Origin of the sequence: Cellulomonas fengjieae (assembly GCF_018388465.1) — a bacterium.
GTDB classification, from domain to species: domain Bacteria; phylum Actinomycetota; class Actinomycetes; order Actinomycetales; family Cellulomonadaceae; genus Cellulomonas; species Cellulomonas fengjieae.
This window is the reverse complement of record NZ_CP074404.1, coordinates 3,186,122-3,201,241: the sequence shown is the minus strand read 5'-3', so window position 1 is coordinate 3,201,241 and position 15,120 is coordinate 3,186,122. Positions and strand designations below refer to the sequence as shown.

11 protein-coding genes and 2 riboswitches are annotated in these 15,120 nt (G+C 73.7%); of the genes, 7 read left to right on the top strand and 4 right to left on the bottom strand.

Annotated features, from left to right (window positions below; translation table 11 throughout):
* Nucleotides 1-7 precede the first annotated feature (7 nt).
* Nucleotides 8-108: riboswitch (SAM riboswitch) on the bottom strand.
* A gap of 117 nt (nucleotides 109-225) precedes the next feature.
* Nucleotides 226-339, top strand: a riboswitch (SAM riboswitch).
* Nucleotides 340-383: 44 nt separating this feature from the next.
* Nucleotides 384-1,778, top strand: coding sequence for an aminotransferase class V-fold PLP-dependent enzyme (locus KG102_RS14800; protein ID WP_208288253.1), 1,395 nt, complete (start codon nucleotides 384-386; stop codon nucleotides 1,776-1,778).
* Between the two features lie 120 nt (nucleotides 1,779-1,898).
* Entirely contained in the window at nucleotides 1,899-2,537 is a 639-nt protein-coding gene (locus tag KG102_RS14795) for a fasciclin domain-containing protein (protein ID WP_208212610.1), read from the top strand.
* A gap of 74 nt (nucleotides 2,538-2,611) precedes the next feature.
* Here the strand turns inward: KG102_RS14795 and KG102_RS14790 are convergent, their stop codons facing one another.
* From KG102_RS14790 to KG102_RS14780, 3 genes are read right to left on the bottom strand one after another with little or no spacing between them, the layout of a single operon-like run.
* Nucleotides 2,612-3,481 carry a MaoC/PaaZ C-terminal domain-containing protein gene (locus KG102_RS14790; RefSeq protein ID WP_208288254.1) on the bottom strand — a complete coding sequence of 290 codons (870 nt, stop codon included), beginning with the start codon at nucleotides 3,479-3,481 and terminating at the stop codon, nucleotides 2,612-2,614.
* The gene (locus tag KG102_RS14785) at nucleotides 3,478-4,818 is read right to left on the bottom strand and encodes a 3-oxoacyl-ACP reductase (protein WP_208212608.1); all 1,341 of its coding nucleotides are present in this window, start codon (nucleotides 4,816-4,818) and stop codon (nucleotides 3,478-3,480) included. Before KG102_RS14785 ends, KG102_RS14790 begins: the two co-directional genes overlap by 4 nt.
* A gap of 2 nt (nucleotides 4,819-4,820) precedes the next feature.
* The gene (locus KG102_RS14780) at nucleotides 4,821-6,158 is read right to left on the bottom strand and encodes an acetyl-CoA C-acetyltransferase (RefSeq protein ID WP_208288255.1); all 1,338 of its coding nucleotides are present in this window, start codon (nucleotides 6,156-6,158) and stop codon (nucleotides 4,821-4,823) included.
* 91 nt (nucleotides 6,159-6,249) lie between these two features.
* Here KG102_RS14780 and KG102_RS14775 point away from each other — a divergent pair, with 91 nt between their 5' ends.
* Together KG102_RS14775 and KG102_RS14770 are read left to right on the top strand one after the other, a co-directional pair.
* Nucleotides 6,250-7,089, top strand: a complete 840-nt coding sequence (locus KG102_RS14775; RefSeq protein ID WP_208212606.1) for a TetR/AcrR family transcriptional regulator — start codon at nucleotides 6,250-6,252, stop codon at nucleotides 7,087-7,089.
* Complete coding sequence (locus tag KG102_RS14770; RefSeq protein WP_208288256.1) at nucleotides 7,086-9,173, top strand: acyl-CoA dehydrogenase family protein; 2,088 nt, start codon at nucleotides 7,086-7,088, stop codon at nucleotides 9,171-9,173. The genes KG102_RS14775 and KG102_RS14770 overlap by 4 nt, the downstream gene beginning before the upstream one ends.
* A 58-nt stretch (nucleotides 9,174-9,231) precedes the next feature.
* Here the strand turns inward: KG102_RS14770 and KG102_RS14765 are convergent, their stop codons facing one another.
* Complete coding sequence (locus KG102_RS14765) at nucleotides 9,232-9,951, bottom strand: DUF2599 domain-containing protein (RefSeq protein WP_208288257.1); 720 nt, start codon at nucleotides 9,949-9,951, stop codon at nucleotides 9,232-9,234.
* A gap of 137 nt (nucleotides 9,952-10,088) precedes the next feature.
* Here KG102_RS14765 and purL point away from each other — a divergent pair, with 137 nt between their 5' ends.
* The 3 genes from purL to KG102_RS14750 all read left to right on the top strand — a co-directional run bounded on the left by purL (nucleotide 10,089) and on the right by KG102_RS14750 (nucleotide 15,053).
* Nucleotides 10,089-12,452 carry a phosphoribosylformylglycinamidine synthase subunit PurL gene (purL, locus tag KG102_RS14760; RefSeq protein WP_208288258.1) on the top strand — a complete coding sequence of 788 codons (2,364 nt, stop codon included), beginning with the start codon at nucleotides 10,089-10,091 and terminating at the stop codon, nucleotides 12,450-12,452.
* A 73-nt stretch (nucleotides 12,453-12,525) separates the two neighbouring features.
* Complete coding sequence (gene rsgA / locus KG102_RS14755) at nucleotides 12,526-13,545, top strand: ribosome small subunit-dependent GTPase A (protein ID WP_249667344.1); 1,020 nt, start codon at nucleotides 12,526-12,528, stop codon at nucleotides 13,543-13,545.
* Nucleotides 13,546-13,712: 167 nt separating this feature from the next.
* A complete protein-coding gene (locus KG102_RS14750) occupies nucleotides 13,713-15,053 on the top strand; it encodes a glycoside hydrolase family 6 protein (protein WP_208288259.1) in 1,341 nt (446 codons plus the stop codon).
* Nucleotides 15,054-15,120 lie beyond the last annotated feature (67 nt).

Here is a 15,120-nt window from a genome sequence, read left to right as displayed (position 1 = left end):
AAGCCTCGTCTCATCGGTCCTGGCGGTAGCACCCTGCACCGGGCACGTGGTGCCCGCGGGTTGCTGCGGCGTCGTCGAGCCAGATCTCTCGGCCGCTCTGGATGGTGCGGCGATGCTACGCGCGGCGGGGACCGCCTTCCAAGTGGTGGACAAGCCGTCCCGGCTGGCGAGACGACGGCCGAGCCTCGTTGACAGGTCGCCGACGGTGCCGGGAGGCTCGACCCAGGTCATGAGCGCCAGCGTCAAGCCCCGGCTCGCTGGCCGGCAACCCTCCTCCGCGGTGGGGTGCCCCGGGTGACGACCTGGCCGTGCCCCGTCCGGGGCCGGCAAGCGCGGGGTCCCACCACACCTGGTGTTCCCCCGGATCTGTCGGAGGACCCACCATGTCCGTCATCGCCGAGCGACTCACGCGCACCCCCACCGACGAGGTGAGCGCCCTGCTGCCCGTGGTCGGGGGAGCCACCACCGTCCCGCTCGTGGACGGCACCCACCGCGTCTACGCGAACCTCGACTACGCCGCGAGCGCGCCCGCGCTGGAGGCCGTCGCAGCCCGCGTGACCGAGGTGCTCCCGCTGTACGCGTCCGTGCACCGCGGGGCCGGGTACCTGTCCCAGGTGTCGACCGCGCTCTACGAGTCGGCGCGCGAGACGATCGCGCGGTTCGTGGACGCGCGTCCCGACGACGTCGCCATCGTCACGCGCAACACCACCGACTCGCTCAACCTGCTGGCCGGGGTGGTGCCGGACGGCGGTCGCGTCCTGGTGCTGGACGCCGAGCACCACGCCAACCTGCTGCCCTGGGTGCAGTCGTCCGAGCGGCACGGCAACCGCACGACGATCCTGCCCATCAAGGACACGGTGGCCGGCACGCTCGTCGCCCTGGGGAGCGAGCTCGCCCGCCTGCCGTACGCGCTGCTGACGATCACCGGCGCCTCGAACGTCACGGGCGAGGCGCTGCCGATCGACCGGGTGGTCGCGCTCGCCCACGCCGCCGGTACACGGGTGGCCGTCGACGGCGCCCAGCTGGTGCCGCACCGCGGCTTCTCCCTGGCGCAGACCGACGTCGACTACGTCGCGTTCTCGGGCCACAAGACCTACGCACCGTTCGGCGCGGGGGCCCTCGTCGGCCGCCGCGACTGGCTCGACACGGGCACGCCGTACCTCGCAGGGGGAGGTGCGGTGCGCGACGTGCGGGCCGATCGGACGGTGTGGCAGCCGGCGCCGGCGCGGCACGAGGCCGGGTCGCCCAACGTGATCGGGGCGATCGCGCTCGCGGAGGCGTGCGACCGGCTGGCGGCCCTGCCGGCCGGTGCGCTCGCCGCGCACGAGGAGGCGCTCCGCGCGCGCCTGGTCGCGGGGCTGTCGGGGATCGACGGCGTCGAGGTCGCGCGGATCTGGCCGGACTCCGACGCACCCGTCGGCGTGCTCACCTTCACCGTGCCGGGTCACGACCCGGGCCTGGTCGCCGCATTCCTGGCGGCCGAGCACGGCATCGGGGTGCGTGACGGCCGCTTCTGCGCGCACCCGTTGCTCGCGCACCTCGGGGCCACGGGTGGGGCGATCCGCGCGTCGGTGGGCGTGGGCACCACGAGCGAGGCGGTCGACCGCCTGGTCACCGCGCTGACCGCGTACCTGGCGACCGGTCCGGCGGTCCGGTACGAGGTGGTGGACGGCTGCTGGGCGGTCGTCGACGACACCCGCCCGCTGCTCGCGGTGCACGGCCTCGACCGCCTGGCGGCCACCGCGGCAGCCGCCTGCGGCCCGGCCCTGGACGACTGACCGCCCACTCCTGCATCCACGGGGCGGGTGTCGGGCGAAGAAGGTCACAGGGCGCTGTCCGGGCGCCCGCGCGGTGCGGCGCAGGGCGTCGGCCGTGACCGTCGTCCGCAAGGAGTCACCATGAGGATCCGTCGCACGCTCTCCGCCCTCCTCGCCACCGGCCTGGTCGGTGCGGGAGCCGCACTCGCACCCAGCGCGAGCGCCGCCCCCACGGGCACGTCCAGCCTGGCTGCCCTGCTCGCCTCGGACGGGGACACCTTCGATCGGAGCTGGCGCGACTTCGACATCCTGGACCAGGCCGTCGGTGCGGTGCTCGCCGCCAAGCCGACCAGCCCGGTCGCCGTGCTCGCCGACGGCACCGTCCCGCTGACCGCGTTCCTGCCCAACGACCGCGCGTTCCAGTTCCTGGCCAAGGACCTCACGCACCGGTGGTACGGCTCCGAGGAGCAGGTGCTGACCGCGCTGGCCGGTGCCGTCGGCATCGACGCGATCGAGCAGGTGCTGCTCTACCACGTGGTGCCGGGCGCGACCATCGACTCCGGCACGGCGCTGGCCAGCGACAACGCTGACCTCACGACCGCCCAGGGCGGAACCTTCCGGGTCGACGTGATCTCGAAGCGGTTCGGCGTCGTGCAGCTGCGGGACCAGGACCGCAACGACCTGAACCCGTTCCTCGTCCCCGGCAAGCTCGACCTGAACGCCGGCAACGTGCAGATCGCGCACGGGATCACGGCGGTGCTGCGTCCGGCCGACCTCTGATCGTCTCGACCGCGCGGTCGCCCGCGCGGCTGAGTCCGCTGTCCCGGGTCAAGAAGCGGCCCGGGACAGCGGACTCAGGCGAGCGGGACGACCGATCCGGTGAGGTACGGCTTGCCGGAGCGCGCGTTCCAGCCGGCGAACGTGAACCCCTCGCCGGATCGAGCGATGCGGACGGTCACGGTCCCGGGCAGGAGCACCGGCTTGGCGAAGTCGACGGTCCAGTCGAAGGCGTCGCCGCGGCGGGCGCCGACGTCGGCCAGCGCCCGGGACGCCGTGTACATGCCGTGCGCGATGGCCCGCGGGAACCCGAGCGCCTTCGCCGACAGCGCGGACAGGTGGATGGGGTTGCGGTCTCCCGAGACGGCTGCGTACCGGCGACCGGTCCCGGCGTCGAGCGACCAGCGGCCGGTCGGCACCGGCGGGACGAACGGCTCCGGCGCCTCGTCCGAGGCGGTCCCGGCCGGCTGCACGCCGCGGGCCAGGTAGGTGGAGACCCCGCGCCAGGCCACGGTGCCGTCGACCGACACCTCCGTCACCAGGTCGACCTGCGTCCCCGACCGGTGGGGGCGCAGGTCGGCCGCGGTCGCCCGCACGTCGAACGGTGTGCCGAGCGACAAGGGCCGCAGCTGCGTCACCCGGTTGGCCAGGTGCACCAGCCCGACCAGCGGCAGGGGGAAGTCGGGCCGGGCCATGACGGCGGTGGCCACGGGGAACGCCAGCACGTGCACGAAGCCCGCCGGGAGCAGGTCCGAGGCGGACTCCCCGACCAGGTGCTGGTACGCGGTCAGGTGCTCCGCGTCGGCCGTGACCCCGCGGACCACGTACTCCACGTCCGGCAGGGTTCGGGCGCCGGGTCGGATGCGATGCGCCACCGACAGGGCGGCCCCGCGGGCGTACAGCCCGCCGAGCCCGGGCACGCCCGGCAGGACGACGGTCGTCGTCACTGGCCCACCATGTTCTGGCCGCAGACGCGCAGCACGCGCCCCACGACGCCGCCCGCGGCCGGGGAGGCCAGGAAGGCGACCGTCTCGGCCACGTCGACCGGCTGACCGCCCTGCTGCAGGGAGTTCAGCCGACGGGCCACCTGGCGCGTCAGGGCGGGGATCCGGGCGGTCATCTCGGTCTCGATGAACCCGGGGGCGACCGCGTTCGCGGTTCCGCCGAACGCCTCGAGCAGGGGTGCGGTGGCCCGGACCATGCCGATGACGCCGCCCTTGGACGCCGCGTAGTTGGTCTGCCCGCGGTTGCCGGCGATGCCCGACGTCGAGGCCAGCGACACGATCCGCGGCGCGTCCGTGAAGTCGCCGGACGTCAGCAGCGCCTCGTTGATCCGCAGCTGCGACGCGATGTTCACGGCGAGGACCGAGTCCCACTTGTCGGGGGACATGTTGGCCAGCAGCTTGTCGCGGGTGATCCCGGCGTTGTGCACCACGATGTCGAGCCGCCCGTGCCGCTGGAGGGCGTGCTCGAGGATCCGGGCCCCCGCATCGGGAGCGGTGACGTCGAGCTGGAGGGCCGTGCCCTTCACGCGGTTGGCGACCGTGGTCAGCTGCTCCCCGGCGGCCGGTACGTCGACCGCGATGACGGTGGCGCCGTCACGAGCCAGGGTGTCGGCGATCGAGGCGCCGATCCCACGGGCCGCACCGGTGACGACCGCGACCCGGCCGGCCAGCGGCTGGTCCCAGTCGGGCACGGAGCCGGCCGCGGAGTCCACGCCCAGCAGCTGGCCGTCGACGAACGCGGACTTGGCGGACAGGAAGAACCGCAGCGCACCGAGCACCGACGGGGCGGTCACGGGGACGTCGGCGGCGAGCACGATGCCGTTGCCCGTGGACCCGCCGCGCAGCTCCTTGGCCAGCGACCGCAGCAGCCCGTCGACGCCCTGACGTGCCGCCGCGACCGCGGGGGCGTCGTCGGCGACCGCGGACCGGGACAGCGTGACCACCCGGCTGCCGCGGGGGAGCGACTTCAGGACGGTGCCGGCCTCGAGCACCGGCTCCGACAGCTGGTCCGGGTGGGTCAGCTCGGTGAGGGCCAGCACGACGGCGGCGTAGCGCGTGCCGGGCGTCGGGTGGCGGTGCACGTCGAGGTCCCAGTCGCCGGAGAGCACCCCGGCGAGGGCGTCCGACTCCGGTCCGCGCCCGAGCACCAGCACGGAGCCGGTCAGCAGCGGCTGCCCGGGCTCGTACCGGCGCAGGGGAGCGGGCTGGGGCAGCCCGAGCTGCTTGGCCAGCTTCTTGGTGACGCCGCTGTTGACCAGGTTCAGGTAGGTGTCCGTCATGATCAGGCCGCCTCGAGGATCGCGGTGAGGCCCAGGCCGCCGGCCGCGCACACGGACACGAGCGCACGCACGGGCGCGTCGGAGCCGGACTCCCGCTTGCGGCGGTGCAGCTCCTTGCTGATCGTGGCGACGATCCGACCGCCGGTCGCGGCGAACGGGTGCCCGGCGGCGAGCGACGAGCCGTGCACGTTGAGCTTCGCGCGGTCGACCTTGCCGAAGGCGCCCTCCAGCCCGAGGCGCTCGCGCCCGAACTCCTCGGACTCCCACGCGGCCAGCGTCGTGAGCACGGTGGCGGCGAACGCCTCGTGGATCTCGACGTAGTCGAAGTCGTCCAGCGTCAGCCCGTTGCGGGCCAGCAGCCTGGGCACGGCGAACGCGGGGGCCATCAGCAGCCCGTCGTCGCCGTGCACGAAGTCCACCGCGCCGGCCTCGGCGTCCACCAGTGACGCGAGCGGCACCAGGTCGTGCGCCGCGGCCCACTCGGCGGACCCCAGCAGCACCGTCGACGCGCCGTCCGACAGCGGCGTGGAGTTGCCGGCCGTCATCGTCGCGGGCGTGTCCAGCCCGAGCCCGAAGGCGGGCTTGAGCTTGGCCAGCTTCTCCGGCGAGGAGTCGGCGCGCAGGTTGGCGTCGCGCGTCAGCCCGCGGAACGGGGTGACCAGGTCGTCGAAGAACCCGGAGTCGTACGCGGCGGCGAGCCGCTGGTGGCTGGCCAGCGCGACCTCGTCCTGCGCCTCGCGGGCGATGCCCCACTGCGCGGTGGTCAGCGCCTGGTGCTCGCCCATCGACAGGTGCGTGCGCGGCTCACCGGTGCTCGGGGCCGACGGCGCGAGGTCCTTGGGGCGGATCTGGGCCAGGGCCGCGAGCTTCTGCGGGACCGTGCGTGCCCGCGACAGGTCGAGCAGCGCGCGGCGCAGCCGGTTGCTCACCGCGATGGGAGCGTCCGACGTGGAGTCGACGCCACCGGCGATCGCGGACTCGAGCTGGCCGAGGCGGATCTGGTTGCTCAGGGAGATGACGGTCTCCAGGCCGGTCGCGCAGGCCTGCTGCACGTCGTACGCGGGGGTCTCGGCGGACAGGGCGGACCCGAGGACCGACTCGCGCGTGAGGTTGAAGTCCTTGCTGTGCTTGAGGACGGCACCGGCGGCGACCTCTCCGATGCGCTCGCCCTGCAGGCCGTACCGCGCGACCAGGCCGTCGATCGCGGCGGTGAGCATGTCCTGGTTGCTGGCGCGGACGTACGGTCCGCCGGCGCGGGCGAACGGGATCCGGTTGCCACCGAGCACGTAGGCCCGGCGTACGTCGGAGGTGGGGGAGGGGCTCGTGATGGGGCGTGCCATGGGGCGCGTTCCTCTCGCTTCGTCGTCGAGCGGGGGATGACCTGATCTGACGTGGTGTCCGAAACCCACAGTACCTGATACCTTCGGTTTCGTGAGCCCTGTCACACCGGGCCCGTCGAAGGCGACGGCCCTCACGCTGCTGAACTCCGAAGCCGGTCGTGCTCGACCGGCTCTCCCGACTGCGCCCGGGACCCGTCGACCCCCCGAGGACCCGTTCGCCGCCGACGGCCGGTCCACCCGCTGGGCCGACCACCGCGAGGCCCGTCGTGCCGAGCTCGTGCGCGTCGCCCGCAAGACCGTGCACCACCGCGGTCCCGACGTCTCGATGGAGGAGATCGCCGCCGCGGCGGGCACATCGAAGTCGATCGTCTACCGCTACTTCGCGGACAAGACCGGCCTGCAGATCGCGGTCGCCGAGGCCGTCGTGCTGCAGATCCAGGGCGCCCTCGAGGGCGTGCTGCGGATCTCGCCGACCCCCCGCGAGGGCCTGCGCGCCATGGTGGCCGTCTACCTCGAGATGATCGAGTCGTCGCCCAACGTCTACGCGTTCGTGACCCGCAACGGCTCGGTCGAGTCCGGCGGGCCGCTCGGCCACTTCCTCGACTCGGTGACCGCGCTCGTCGCCGCCCCGTTCGCGCGAGGCCTGACCGAGGAGCACGCGGACGGGCATCGCACGGCCCGTCGACCCGAGGGGGACGCGTCGGCCGACGACGAGGCGCTCGCCGCTCGGGTCGCGCTGGCCGAGTCCTGGGCCGCCGGAGGCGTCGGATTCGTCCGCGGCGCCGGCGAGTGGTGGCTGGCCCACCGCCACGAGCCCGCGAGCCCGGACCGCGAAGAGCTCACCGTCCAGGTCGCCGCATGGCTCTGGGCTGGACCCGTCGGGCTGCTCGCCCGTGACCGCAACCGCACAACTGCCGAGGAGTCCCGATGACCACCACCACGCCGCGCCCCCTGGTCGATGCCCCCCAGGCCGGTGACCCCCGCCTCGACGCGGACGTCACCAACGTCGACATCGCGCACCTGAGCCAGGTCCTGCTGGGCCACTACCCCGAGCTGCGCCTCGCTGCGCGCAACCTGATGGCCGACGAGCGGTTCCACCAGGTCGACGGCCTGTCGCCCGCGGAGCACCGCGAGCGGGTCCTCGGCCAGCTCCGCCTGCTCGCCGTCGAGGGCGACGTCCACCGGTCGTTCCCCACGCGGTTCGGTGGTCTCGAGGACCACGGCGGCTTCCTCTCCCGGTACGAAGAGCTCACGCATGCGGACCCGTCGCTGCAGATCAAGGTCGGGGTGCAGTGGGGTCTGTTCGCGTCGGCGATCTACCACCTGGGCACCGAGGGCAACCACGACGAGTTCCTGCCCGACGCCCTGTCCCTGGCGGTCCCGGGCGCCTTCGCGATGACCGAGACCGGGCACGGCTCGGACGTCGCCGCCATCGGCACCACCGCGACGTACGACCCTGCGACGCAGGAGTTCGTCATCCACACGCCGTTCCGCGCGGCGTGGAAGGACTACCTGGGCAACGCGGGCCTGCACGGCACCGCCGCGACCGTCTTCGCGCGGCTGATCACCTCACCCCCGGGCGGGCGCGCGGTCGACCACGGCGTGCACGCGTTCTATGTCCCGATCCGCGACGCGGTCACCATGGAGTTCCTGCCCGGCGTCGGCGGCGAGGACGACGGGCTCAAGGGCGGTCTGAACGGCATCGACAACGGCAGGCTCTGGTTCGACCAGGTTCGCGTGCCGCGCACGAACCTGCTCAACCGGTACGGCGACGTCGCGGAGGACGGCACGTACTCCTCGCCCATCCCGAGCCCGGGCCGCCGGTTCTTCACGATGCTCGGCACGCTCGTGCAGGGCCGCGTCTCGCTCGACGGCGCCGCGGTCAGCGCCGCCCGCGTGGGCCTGACCATCGCGATCACGTACGGCAACCAGCGCCGCCAGTTCAGCTCGGCGTCGCCCACCGACGAGGTCGTGCTCCTCGACTACGCCGAGCACCAGCGTCGGCTGCTCCCGCTTCTCGCGGAGACCTACGCCGCCGGGTTCGCGCACGAGGACCTGCTCGCCGCGTTCGACGACGTGTTCTCCGGCCGCAACGACACCCCGGACAGCCGCGCGGACCTCGAGACGCTCGCCGCCGCGCTCAAGCCGGCGTCGACGTGGCACGCGCTGAACACCCTGCAGGTCGCGCGCGAGGCGTGCGGCGGAGCCGGGTACCTCACGGAGAACCGGCTCACCGGGCTGCGCGCCGACCTCGACGTGTTCACCACGTTCGAGGGCGACAACACGGTCCTGCTGCAGCTCGTCGGCAAGCGCCTGCTCACCGACTACTCGAAGACCTTCAAGGGCCTGGACGCGACGAAGGTGGCCCGGCTGGTGGCCGAGCGCGCCTCCGACGCCGCCCGGTACCGCACCCCGCTGCACCGTGCCATCCAGACGATCGCCGACGTGGGCGACCCCCGCCGCTCGGCCGGGCAGCTGCGCGAGACCGCGACCCAGCGCGAGCTGCTCGTCGACCGCGTCGAGACGATGGTCGCCGAGATCGCCCAGGCCCTGCGCCCGGCGCAGAAGGCCGACCCGGCGACCGCCGCGGCGATCTTCAACGCCCACCAGCACGAGCTCATCGAAGCCGCCCGCGCGCACGCCGAGCTGGTCCAGTGGGAGTCGTTCACGGCGGCGCTCGAGCGCGTGACCGACCCCGGCACCCGGCAGATCCTCACCTGGGTGCGGGACCTGTTCGGGCTCACGGTCATCGAGCGCAACCTCACCTGGTACCTGCTCAACGGCCGGCTGTCCGCCGGCCGCGCCCGGACGGTCACGTCGTACATCGACCGGCTGCTGGCCCGCCTGCGCCCGCACGCGCAGTCGCTGGTCGACGCGTTCGGCTACGAGCAGGCGCACCTGCGGGCGCCCATCGCGTCCGGCGCGGAGCAGGTCCGTCAGGACGAGGCGCGCGCGTACTACCGGGCGCAGCGCGCGTCCGGTGACGCACCCGTCCCGGAGAAGTACAAGCGCTGACCGCGCCGCCCCGGCCCGCCGCCTCGCGTACCCCGCAGGCGGCGGGCCGGACGCGTGCTCAGGGGTTGCAGCGCGCGCTGATCATCTCGAGCGCGCCGACCTCGGGCCGCCACGGCTCCAGGTTCCAGGTGTCCTTGTCCGGGGCGCCGAGCTCGTGGCACTCCAGCTGGTCCCGCATGCCCGGGACGTCGGCGTCGGGAGCGAGTGCGACGACCTGCGTCCAGAGCCCGTCCTGCGCGGCCAGGCTCCCGGCGCGCGCCCAGGCGCTGGGGGTGACCGCGAGCGAGCGCCCGCCCTCCGCCTCGCCCCACACGGCGCTCTGCACCGCGGTGGAGGTGAACCAGATGCTCGCCTCGCCGTCGGCCGTGAGCCGGACCACCTCCGGGTCCACCTGGACGAGCCGGGAGCCCCACGGCTGCGCGGTGAGGCCGGCGACGAACGCTCCGCTGGCGTCGCGGACGACCGCCGAGCCGTCGGAGAGGGCCTCCAGGGTCATGCCCTCGGGGGCGACGACCAGGGCACCGGGGGCGTCGACGAGCAACGAGCCGTCGTCCTGCGCCGTCACGGAGACGTCGGCGGCAGCCACGGTGAGCGTCACCGGACCGGAGATGACCGGCAGACCCGTGGTGCGGAGCGCGACGGGATCGGTGACCTCGACCGACGGGCTCGGGGAGGGCGTCGCCGTCGCGGCGGGGGCCGGCGTCGGCTCGTCGACGCGCGGGGTGCACCCCGCGAGGACCAGGACGACCAGGGTCGCGACGACGGCTCCCGCTCTCACCCTGGGAAAGGTACCGGCCCGTCGGGTCCGGCCCCGCGCGCTCCCCGGTATCGTGTGCGCGTCTGCCGACGTCGGCGGGGCTTGCCGGCGCCTACGGACCGCGCAGCCCGGCCCACGGGTCTCCACCGAGGGAATCGATGACCACCGCACCTGCGCGCGCCCCCCAGACCGACACCGTCGACGTCGCCGCCGCGACCCCGGACCAGGACCAGCCGTTCGCGGAGCTGGGCCTGAAGCCGGACGAGTACCAGCGGATCCGCGACATCCTCGGCCGCCGCCCCACGGCCGCCGAGCTCGCGATGTACTCGGTGATGTGGTCGGAGCACTGCTCGTACAAGTCGAGCAAGAACCACCTGCGCCAGTTCGGTGACAAGACCACCGACGCCATGCGCGAGCACCTGCTCGTCGGCATCGGCGAGAACGCGGGCGTCGTCGACATCGGCGACGGCTGGGCGGTGACCTTCAAGGTCGAGTCGCACAACCACCCGTCCTACGTCGAGCCGTACCAGGGCGCGGCCACGGGCGTCGGCGGCATCGTGCGCGACATCATCTCGATGGGCGCGCGCCCGGTCGCCGTCATGGACCAGCTGCGCTTCGGCGCGGTCGACCACCCCGACACCGCGCGGGTGGTGCACGGCGTGGTGGCAGGCGTCGGCGGCTACGGCAACTCGCTCGGCCTGCCCAACATCGGCGGCGAGCTGGTGTTCGACGCGTCCTACCAGGGCAACCCGCTGGTCAACGCGCTGTGCCTCGGCGTGCTGCGGCACGAGGACATCCACCTGGCCAACGCCTCGGGCGCTGGCAACAAGGTCGTCCTGTTCGGTGCCCGCACGGGTGGGGACGGCATCGGCGGCGCGTCGATCCTCGCATCCGAGACGTTCGACGACACCAAGCCCTCCAAGCGGCCGTCGGTGCAGGTGGGCGACCCCTTCATGGAGAAGGTGCTCATCGAGTGCTGCCTCGAGCTGTACGCGGCGCGCGTGGTCGAGGGCATCCAGGACCTGGGCGCGGCCGGCATCTCCTGCGCGACCAGCGAGCTGGCCTCCAACGGTGACGGCGGCATGCACGTCGACCTGGAGAACGTCCTGCTGCGCGACCCGTCCCTGACCGCCGGCGAGATCCTCATGTCGGAGTCGCAGGAGCGCATGATGGCCGTCGTCCGGCCGGACCAGCTGGACGAGTTCCTGGAGATCACCGGCAGGTGGGACGTCGAGACCGCCGTGATCGGCGAGGTCACCGGCAGCGGCCGACTGACCATCGACCACCACGGCCTGCGCATCGTCGACGTGGACCCCAAGACGGTCGCGCACGAGGGCCCCGTCTACGACCGCCCCTACGCGCGGCCGGCCTGGCAGGACGCGCTCAACGCGGACACCGTCGCGGGCCACGCCCGACCGACCACCGCGGCGGAGATCCGCGCGACCGTCCTGCGGCTGCTGGGCAGCCCCAACCTGGCCTCCAAGGCGTGGGTGACCAGCCAGTACGACCGCTTCGTGCAGGGCAACACCGCGCTCGCGCAGCCCGACGACTCCGGCGTGATCCGGGTCGACGAGTCCACCGGCCTCGGCGTCGCCCTGGCCACCGACGCCAGCGGCCGGTACGCCAAGCTCGACCCGTACACGGGCGCGCAGCTCGCCCTGGCGGAGGCGTACCGCAACGTCGCGACGACGGGCGCGCGCCCGCTCGCCGTGACCGACTGCCTCAACTTCGGCAGCCCCGAGCACCCCGACTCCATGTGGCAGCTGGTCGAGGCCATCCGCGGCCTGGCCGACGCGTGCCAGGTGCTCGAGGTCCCGGTCACCGGCGGCAACGTCTCGCTGTACAACGGCACGGGGGAGCCCGGCCTGATCGACTCCGCGATCCACCCGACGCCGGTCGTGGGCGTCCTCGGCGTGCTCGACGACGTCGCCGACGCCACCTCGTCGGGCTGGACCGCGCCCGGCCAGGCCGTCTACCTGCTGGGCACCACGCGTGCCGAGCTCGACGGCTCCGCCTGGGCCGACGTCGTGCACGGCCACCTCGGTGGCCTGCCGCCCGCGGTGGACCTGGACGCCGAGCGCCGGCTCGCCAGGGTGCTGGCGCACGCCGGCCGCGACCACGTGGTCGATGCCGCGCACGACCTGTCCGAGGGCGGTCTGGCGCAGGCGCTCGTCGAGTCGAGCCTGCGCTTCGGCATCGGCGTCCAGGTGTCGCTGGACCCGATCTGCGAGCGCGACGGCGTCACGCCGTTCGAGGCCCTGTTCTCCGAGTCGACCGCGCGGGTGCTCGTCGCGGTCCCGCGCTCGGAGGAGGTCCGGCTGGTCGACCTGTGCGGCGCGCGCGGGGTCCCGGCCCTGCGCCTGGGGGAGACGGCCGAGTCCTGCTCGGCGGGTGCCGGCACGCCGGTCGACGAGGCCGACCACGTGCACGGTCCCGCGGTCGAGGTGCAGGGTCTGTTCACGCTGCCCCTGGCCGAGGCCCGCGAGGTGCACGAGGCGACGCTTCCGCACTGGTTCGGCTGACCTCACCGGTCGCTGTTCTGGACGACCGCTATTTCCGTGGCCCGGCGGACCCGGCGCTCCTACCGTCGGGAACGTGCCGACTGATCTGTTCCGGGTGGTCCGCGCCGACAGGGGCGCGGTCCTGGTGCTGCCCGCGGACGGTCTGGACGGTGAGCACGAGCCCCGCCGGGTGGTCGTGGACCGCGACGGACTGGTGGCAGGCGACGACGGCGAGCGGGTGGCGCCGACGGTCGGCGACTGGCTGCGTCTCGACGAGACCGGCGCGCTGACCTCGCTGGCCCCGCGCACGACGGTGCTGGTCCGCGACACCGCCGGCGCGACCTCCCGCGTGCAGGCCCTCGCCGCCAACATCGACGTCGTCCTGGTGGTCGAGCACCTCGAGCCGGAGCCCGACCTCGGCCGCATCGAGCGGCTGCTCACGCTGGCCTGGCGCTCGGGTGCCACCCCGGTGGTCGTGCTGACCAAGGCCGACCTGGTGCCGGACCCGGAGGGGATGACCGCCGAGGTCGTGGCGGTGGCCCTCGCGGTCGACGTGCACACGGTCGGCGTCCCGACCGGCCGGGGCATCGACGCCCTGCGCGCACTCCTGGTGCCCGGTGCCACGCTCGTCGCCGTCGGTCCCTCGGGCGCGGGCAAGTCCACCCTGGTCAACGCGCTGGCCGGCCGCGAGGTGATGGAGATCGGCGAGCGCCGGGCCGACGGGCGCGGTCGGCACACCACCACGCACCGCGAGCTGGTCCCGCTCGCCGGCGGGGCGATGCTCATCGACACCCCGGGCATCCGGGGGGTCGGTGTGGTGGCCGACGTCGACGCGCTGGACACCACGTTCGCGGACGTCGCGGCGCTGGCGGACGCGTGCCGGTTCGCCGACTGTCATCACACGGGGGAGCCCGGCTGCGCCATCCGGGCCGCGCTCGACAGCGGGGAGCTCGCCGAGCGACGGTTCGACAGCTGGCGCAGGCTGGCGCGGGAGGCGGCCTACCAGGCGCGGCGGCACGACGCCCGGCTTCGCGCCGAGGAGCGCGACCGATGGAAGAAGGTCACCAAGGAGTACCAGCGCGGGCTGCGCGGACCGGGTCGGCCGCGGGTCTGAGGTGCGCGGAAGCGCATCGACGGACCCGTTCGAGGCACTAAACGTTTCAGGTCCCGCCCAGCGCTCGCCTGACCCCCGGGCGGTCGGGTTTCCTCGACGGGACCGGGCGCAGCCGCCGTCATCGCCGACGCCGCGCCCGCCCCGACACCGGACGTCCGAGGAGATCCATGCCCACCCGCAGAAGTGCCACCGCGTTGCTCGCCGCCGCGGCCGTCGCGGTCGCCGGCCTGACCGCCGTCACCGCCGCGACCGCCGCGCAGGCCGCCCCCGGCTGCAAGGTCGAGTACAAGATCACGAACCAGTGGGGCGGCGGCTTCGGTGCCGACGTCACGATCATCAACCTGGGTGACCCGATCAGCTCGTGGACCGCGGGCTGGACGTTCACGGCCGGTCAGCGGATCACCCAGCTCTGGAACGGCACGGCCAGCCAGAGCGGCTCGGCGGTCTCCGTCGCGAGCCTCCCGTGGAACGGCTCACTGGCGACCAACGGCCGGACGAGCTTCGGCTTCAACGGCTCGTGGAGCGGCTCCAACCCCGTGCCCGGCTCCTTCACGCTCAACGGGACCGTGTGCACCGGCACGGCCCCGACGCCGACCACCCCGCCTCCGACACCGACGGATCCCGTGACGCCCAACCCGACCCCGACCGTGACGACACCCCCGCCGGCCACGGGCAACTTCTACGTCGACCCGACCACGCAGGCCTACCGTGCGTGGCAGGCGGCCGGTGGCTCCGACAAGGCGCTGCTGGAGAAGATCGCGCTGACCCCGCAGGCGTACTGGGTGGGCAACTGGGCCGACGCCTCCCACGCGCGCTCGGAGGTCGCCGACTACACCGGCCGCGCCGTGGCCGCGGGCAGGACGGCCGTGCTGGTCGTCTACGCCATCCCGGGCCGCGACTGCGGCTCCTACTCCGGAGGCGGCGTGGCGGAGAGCGCGTACGCGGCCTGGATCGACACCGTGGCCTCCGGTATCCAGGGCAACCCGTACGTGATCCTGGAGCCGGATGCGCTCGCCCAGCTGGGTGACTGCAGCGGTCAGGGCGACCGGATCGGCTTCCTCAAGTACGCGGCCAAGGCGCTGACCCTGAAGGGCGCCCGCGTCTACATCGACGCCGGTCACTCGTCGTGGCTCCCCGTGAGCACCGCCGTGAGCCGGCTCAACCAGGTCGGCTTCGAGTACGCGGTCGGGTTCGCGCTGAACACGTCGAACTACCAGACCACCGCGGCGTCCAAGTCGTACGGCCAGCAGATCTCGCAGCAGCTGGGCGGCAAGAGGTTCGTCATCGACACCTCGCGCAACGGCAACGGCTCCAACGGCGAGTGGTGCAACCCGCGCGGCCGGGCGCTCGGCGAGCGGCCGACGCTGGTGAACGACGGGTCGGGCCTCGACGCCCTCCTGTGGGTCAAGCTGCCCGGCGAGTCGGACGGCACCTGCAACGGCGGCCCGTCGGCCGGTGCCTGGTTCCAGGAGATCGCACTGGAGCTGGCCCGCAACGCGAAGTGGTGACCGCTCAGCGGTAGGTCATCCCCATGAGCTCGCGGACGTCACGGATCGTGGCGTCCGCGAGTTCATG

Coding starts and splice junctions, on each gene's coding strand:
- KG102_RS14800 (WP_208288253.1), top strand. CDS start 384: ATGTCCGTCATCGCCGAGCGACTCACGCGCACCCCCACCGACGAGGTG.
- KG102_RS14795 (WP_208212610.1), top strand. CDS start 1,899: ATGAGGATCCGTCGCACGCTCTCCGCCCTCCTCGCCACCGGCCTGGTC.
- KG102_RS14785 (WP_208212608.1), bottom strand. CDS start 4,818: ATGACGGACACCTACCTGAACCTGGTCAACAGCGGCGTCACCAAGAAG.
- KG102_RS14780 (WP_208288255.1), bottom strand. CDS start 6,158: ATGGCACGCCCCATCACGAGCCCCTCCCCCACCTCCGACGTACGCCGG.
- KG102_RS14770 (WP_208288256.1), top strand. CDS start 7,086: ATGACCACCACCACGCCGCGCCCCCTGGTCGATGCCCCCCAGGCCGGT.
- purL (WP_208288258.1), top strand. CDS start 10,089: ATGACCACCGCACCTGCGCGCGCCCCCCAGACCGACACCGTCGACGTC.
- KG102_RS14750 (WP_208288259.1), top strand. CDS start 13,713: ATGCCCACCCGCAGAAGTGCCACCGCGTTGCTCGCCGCCGCGGCCGTC.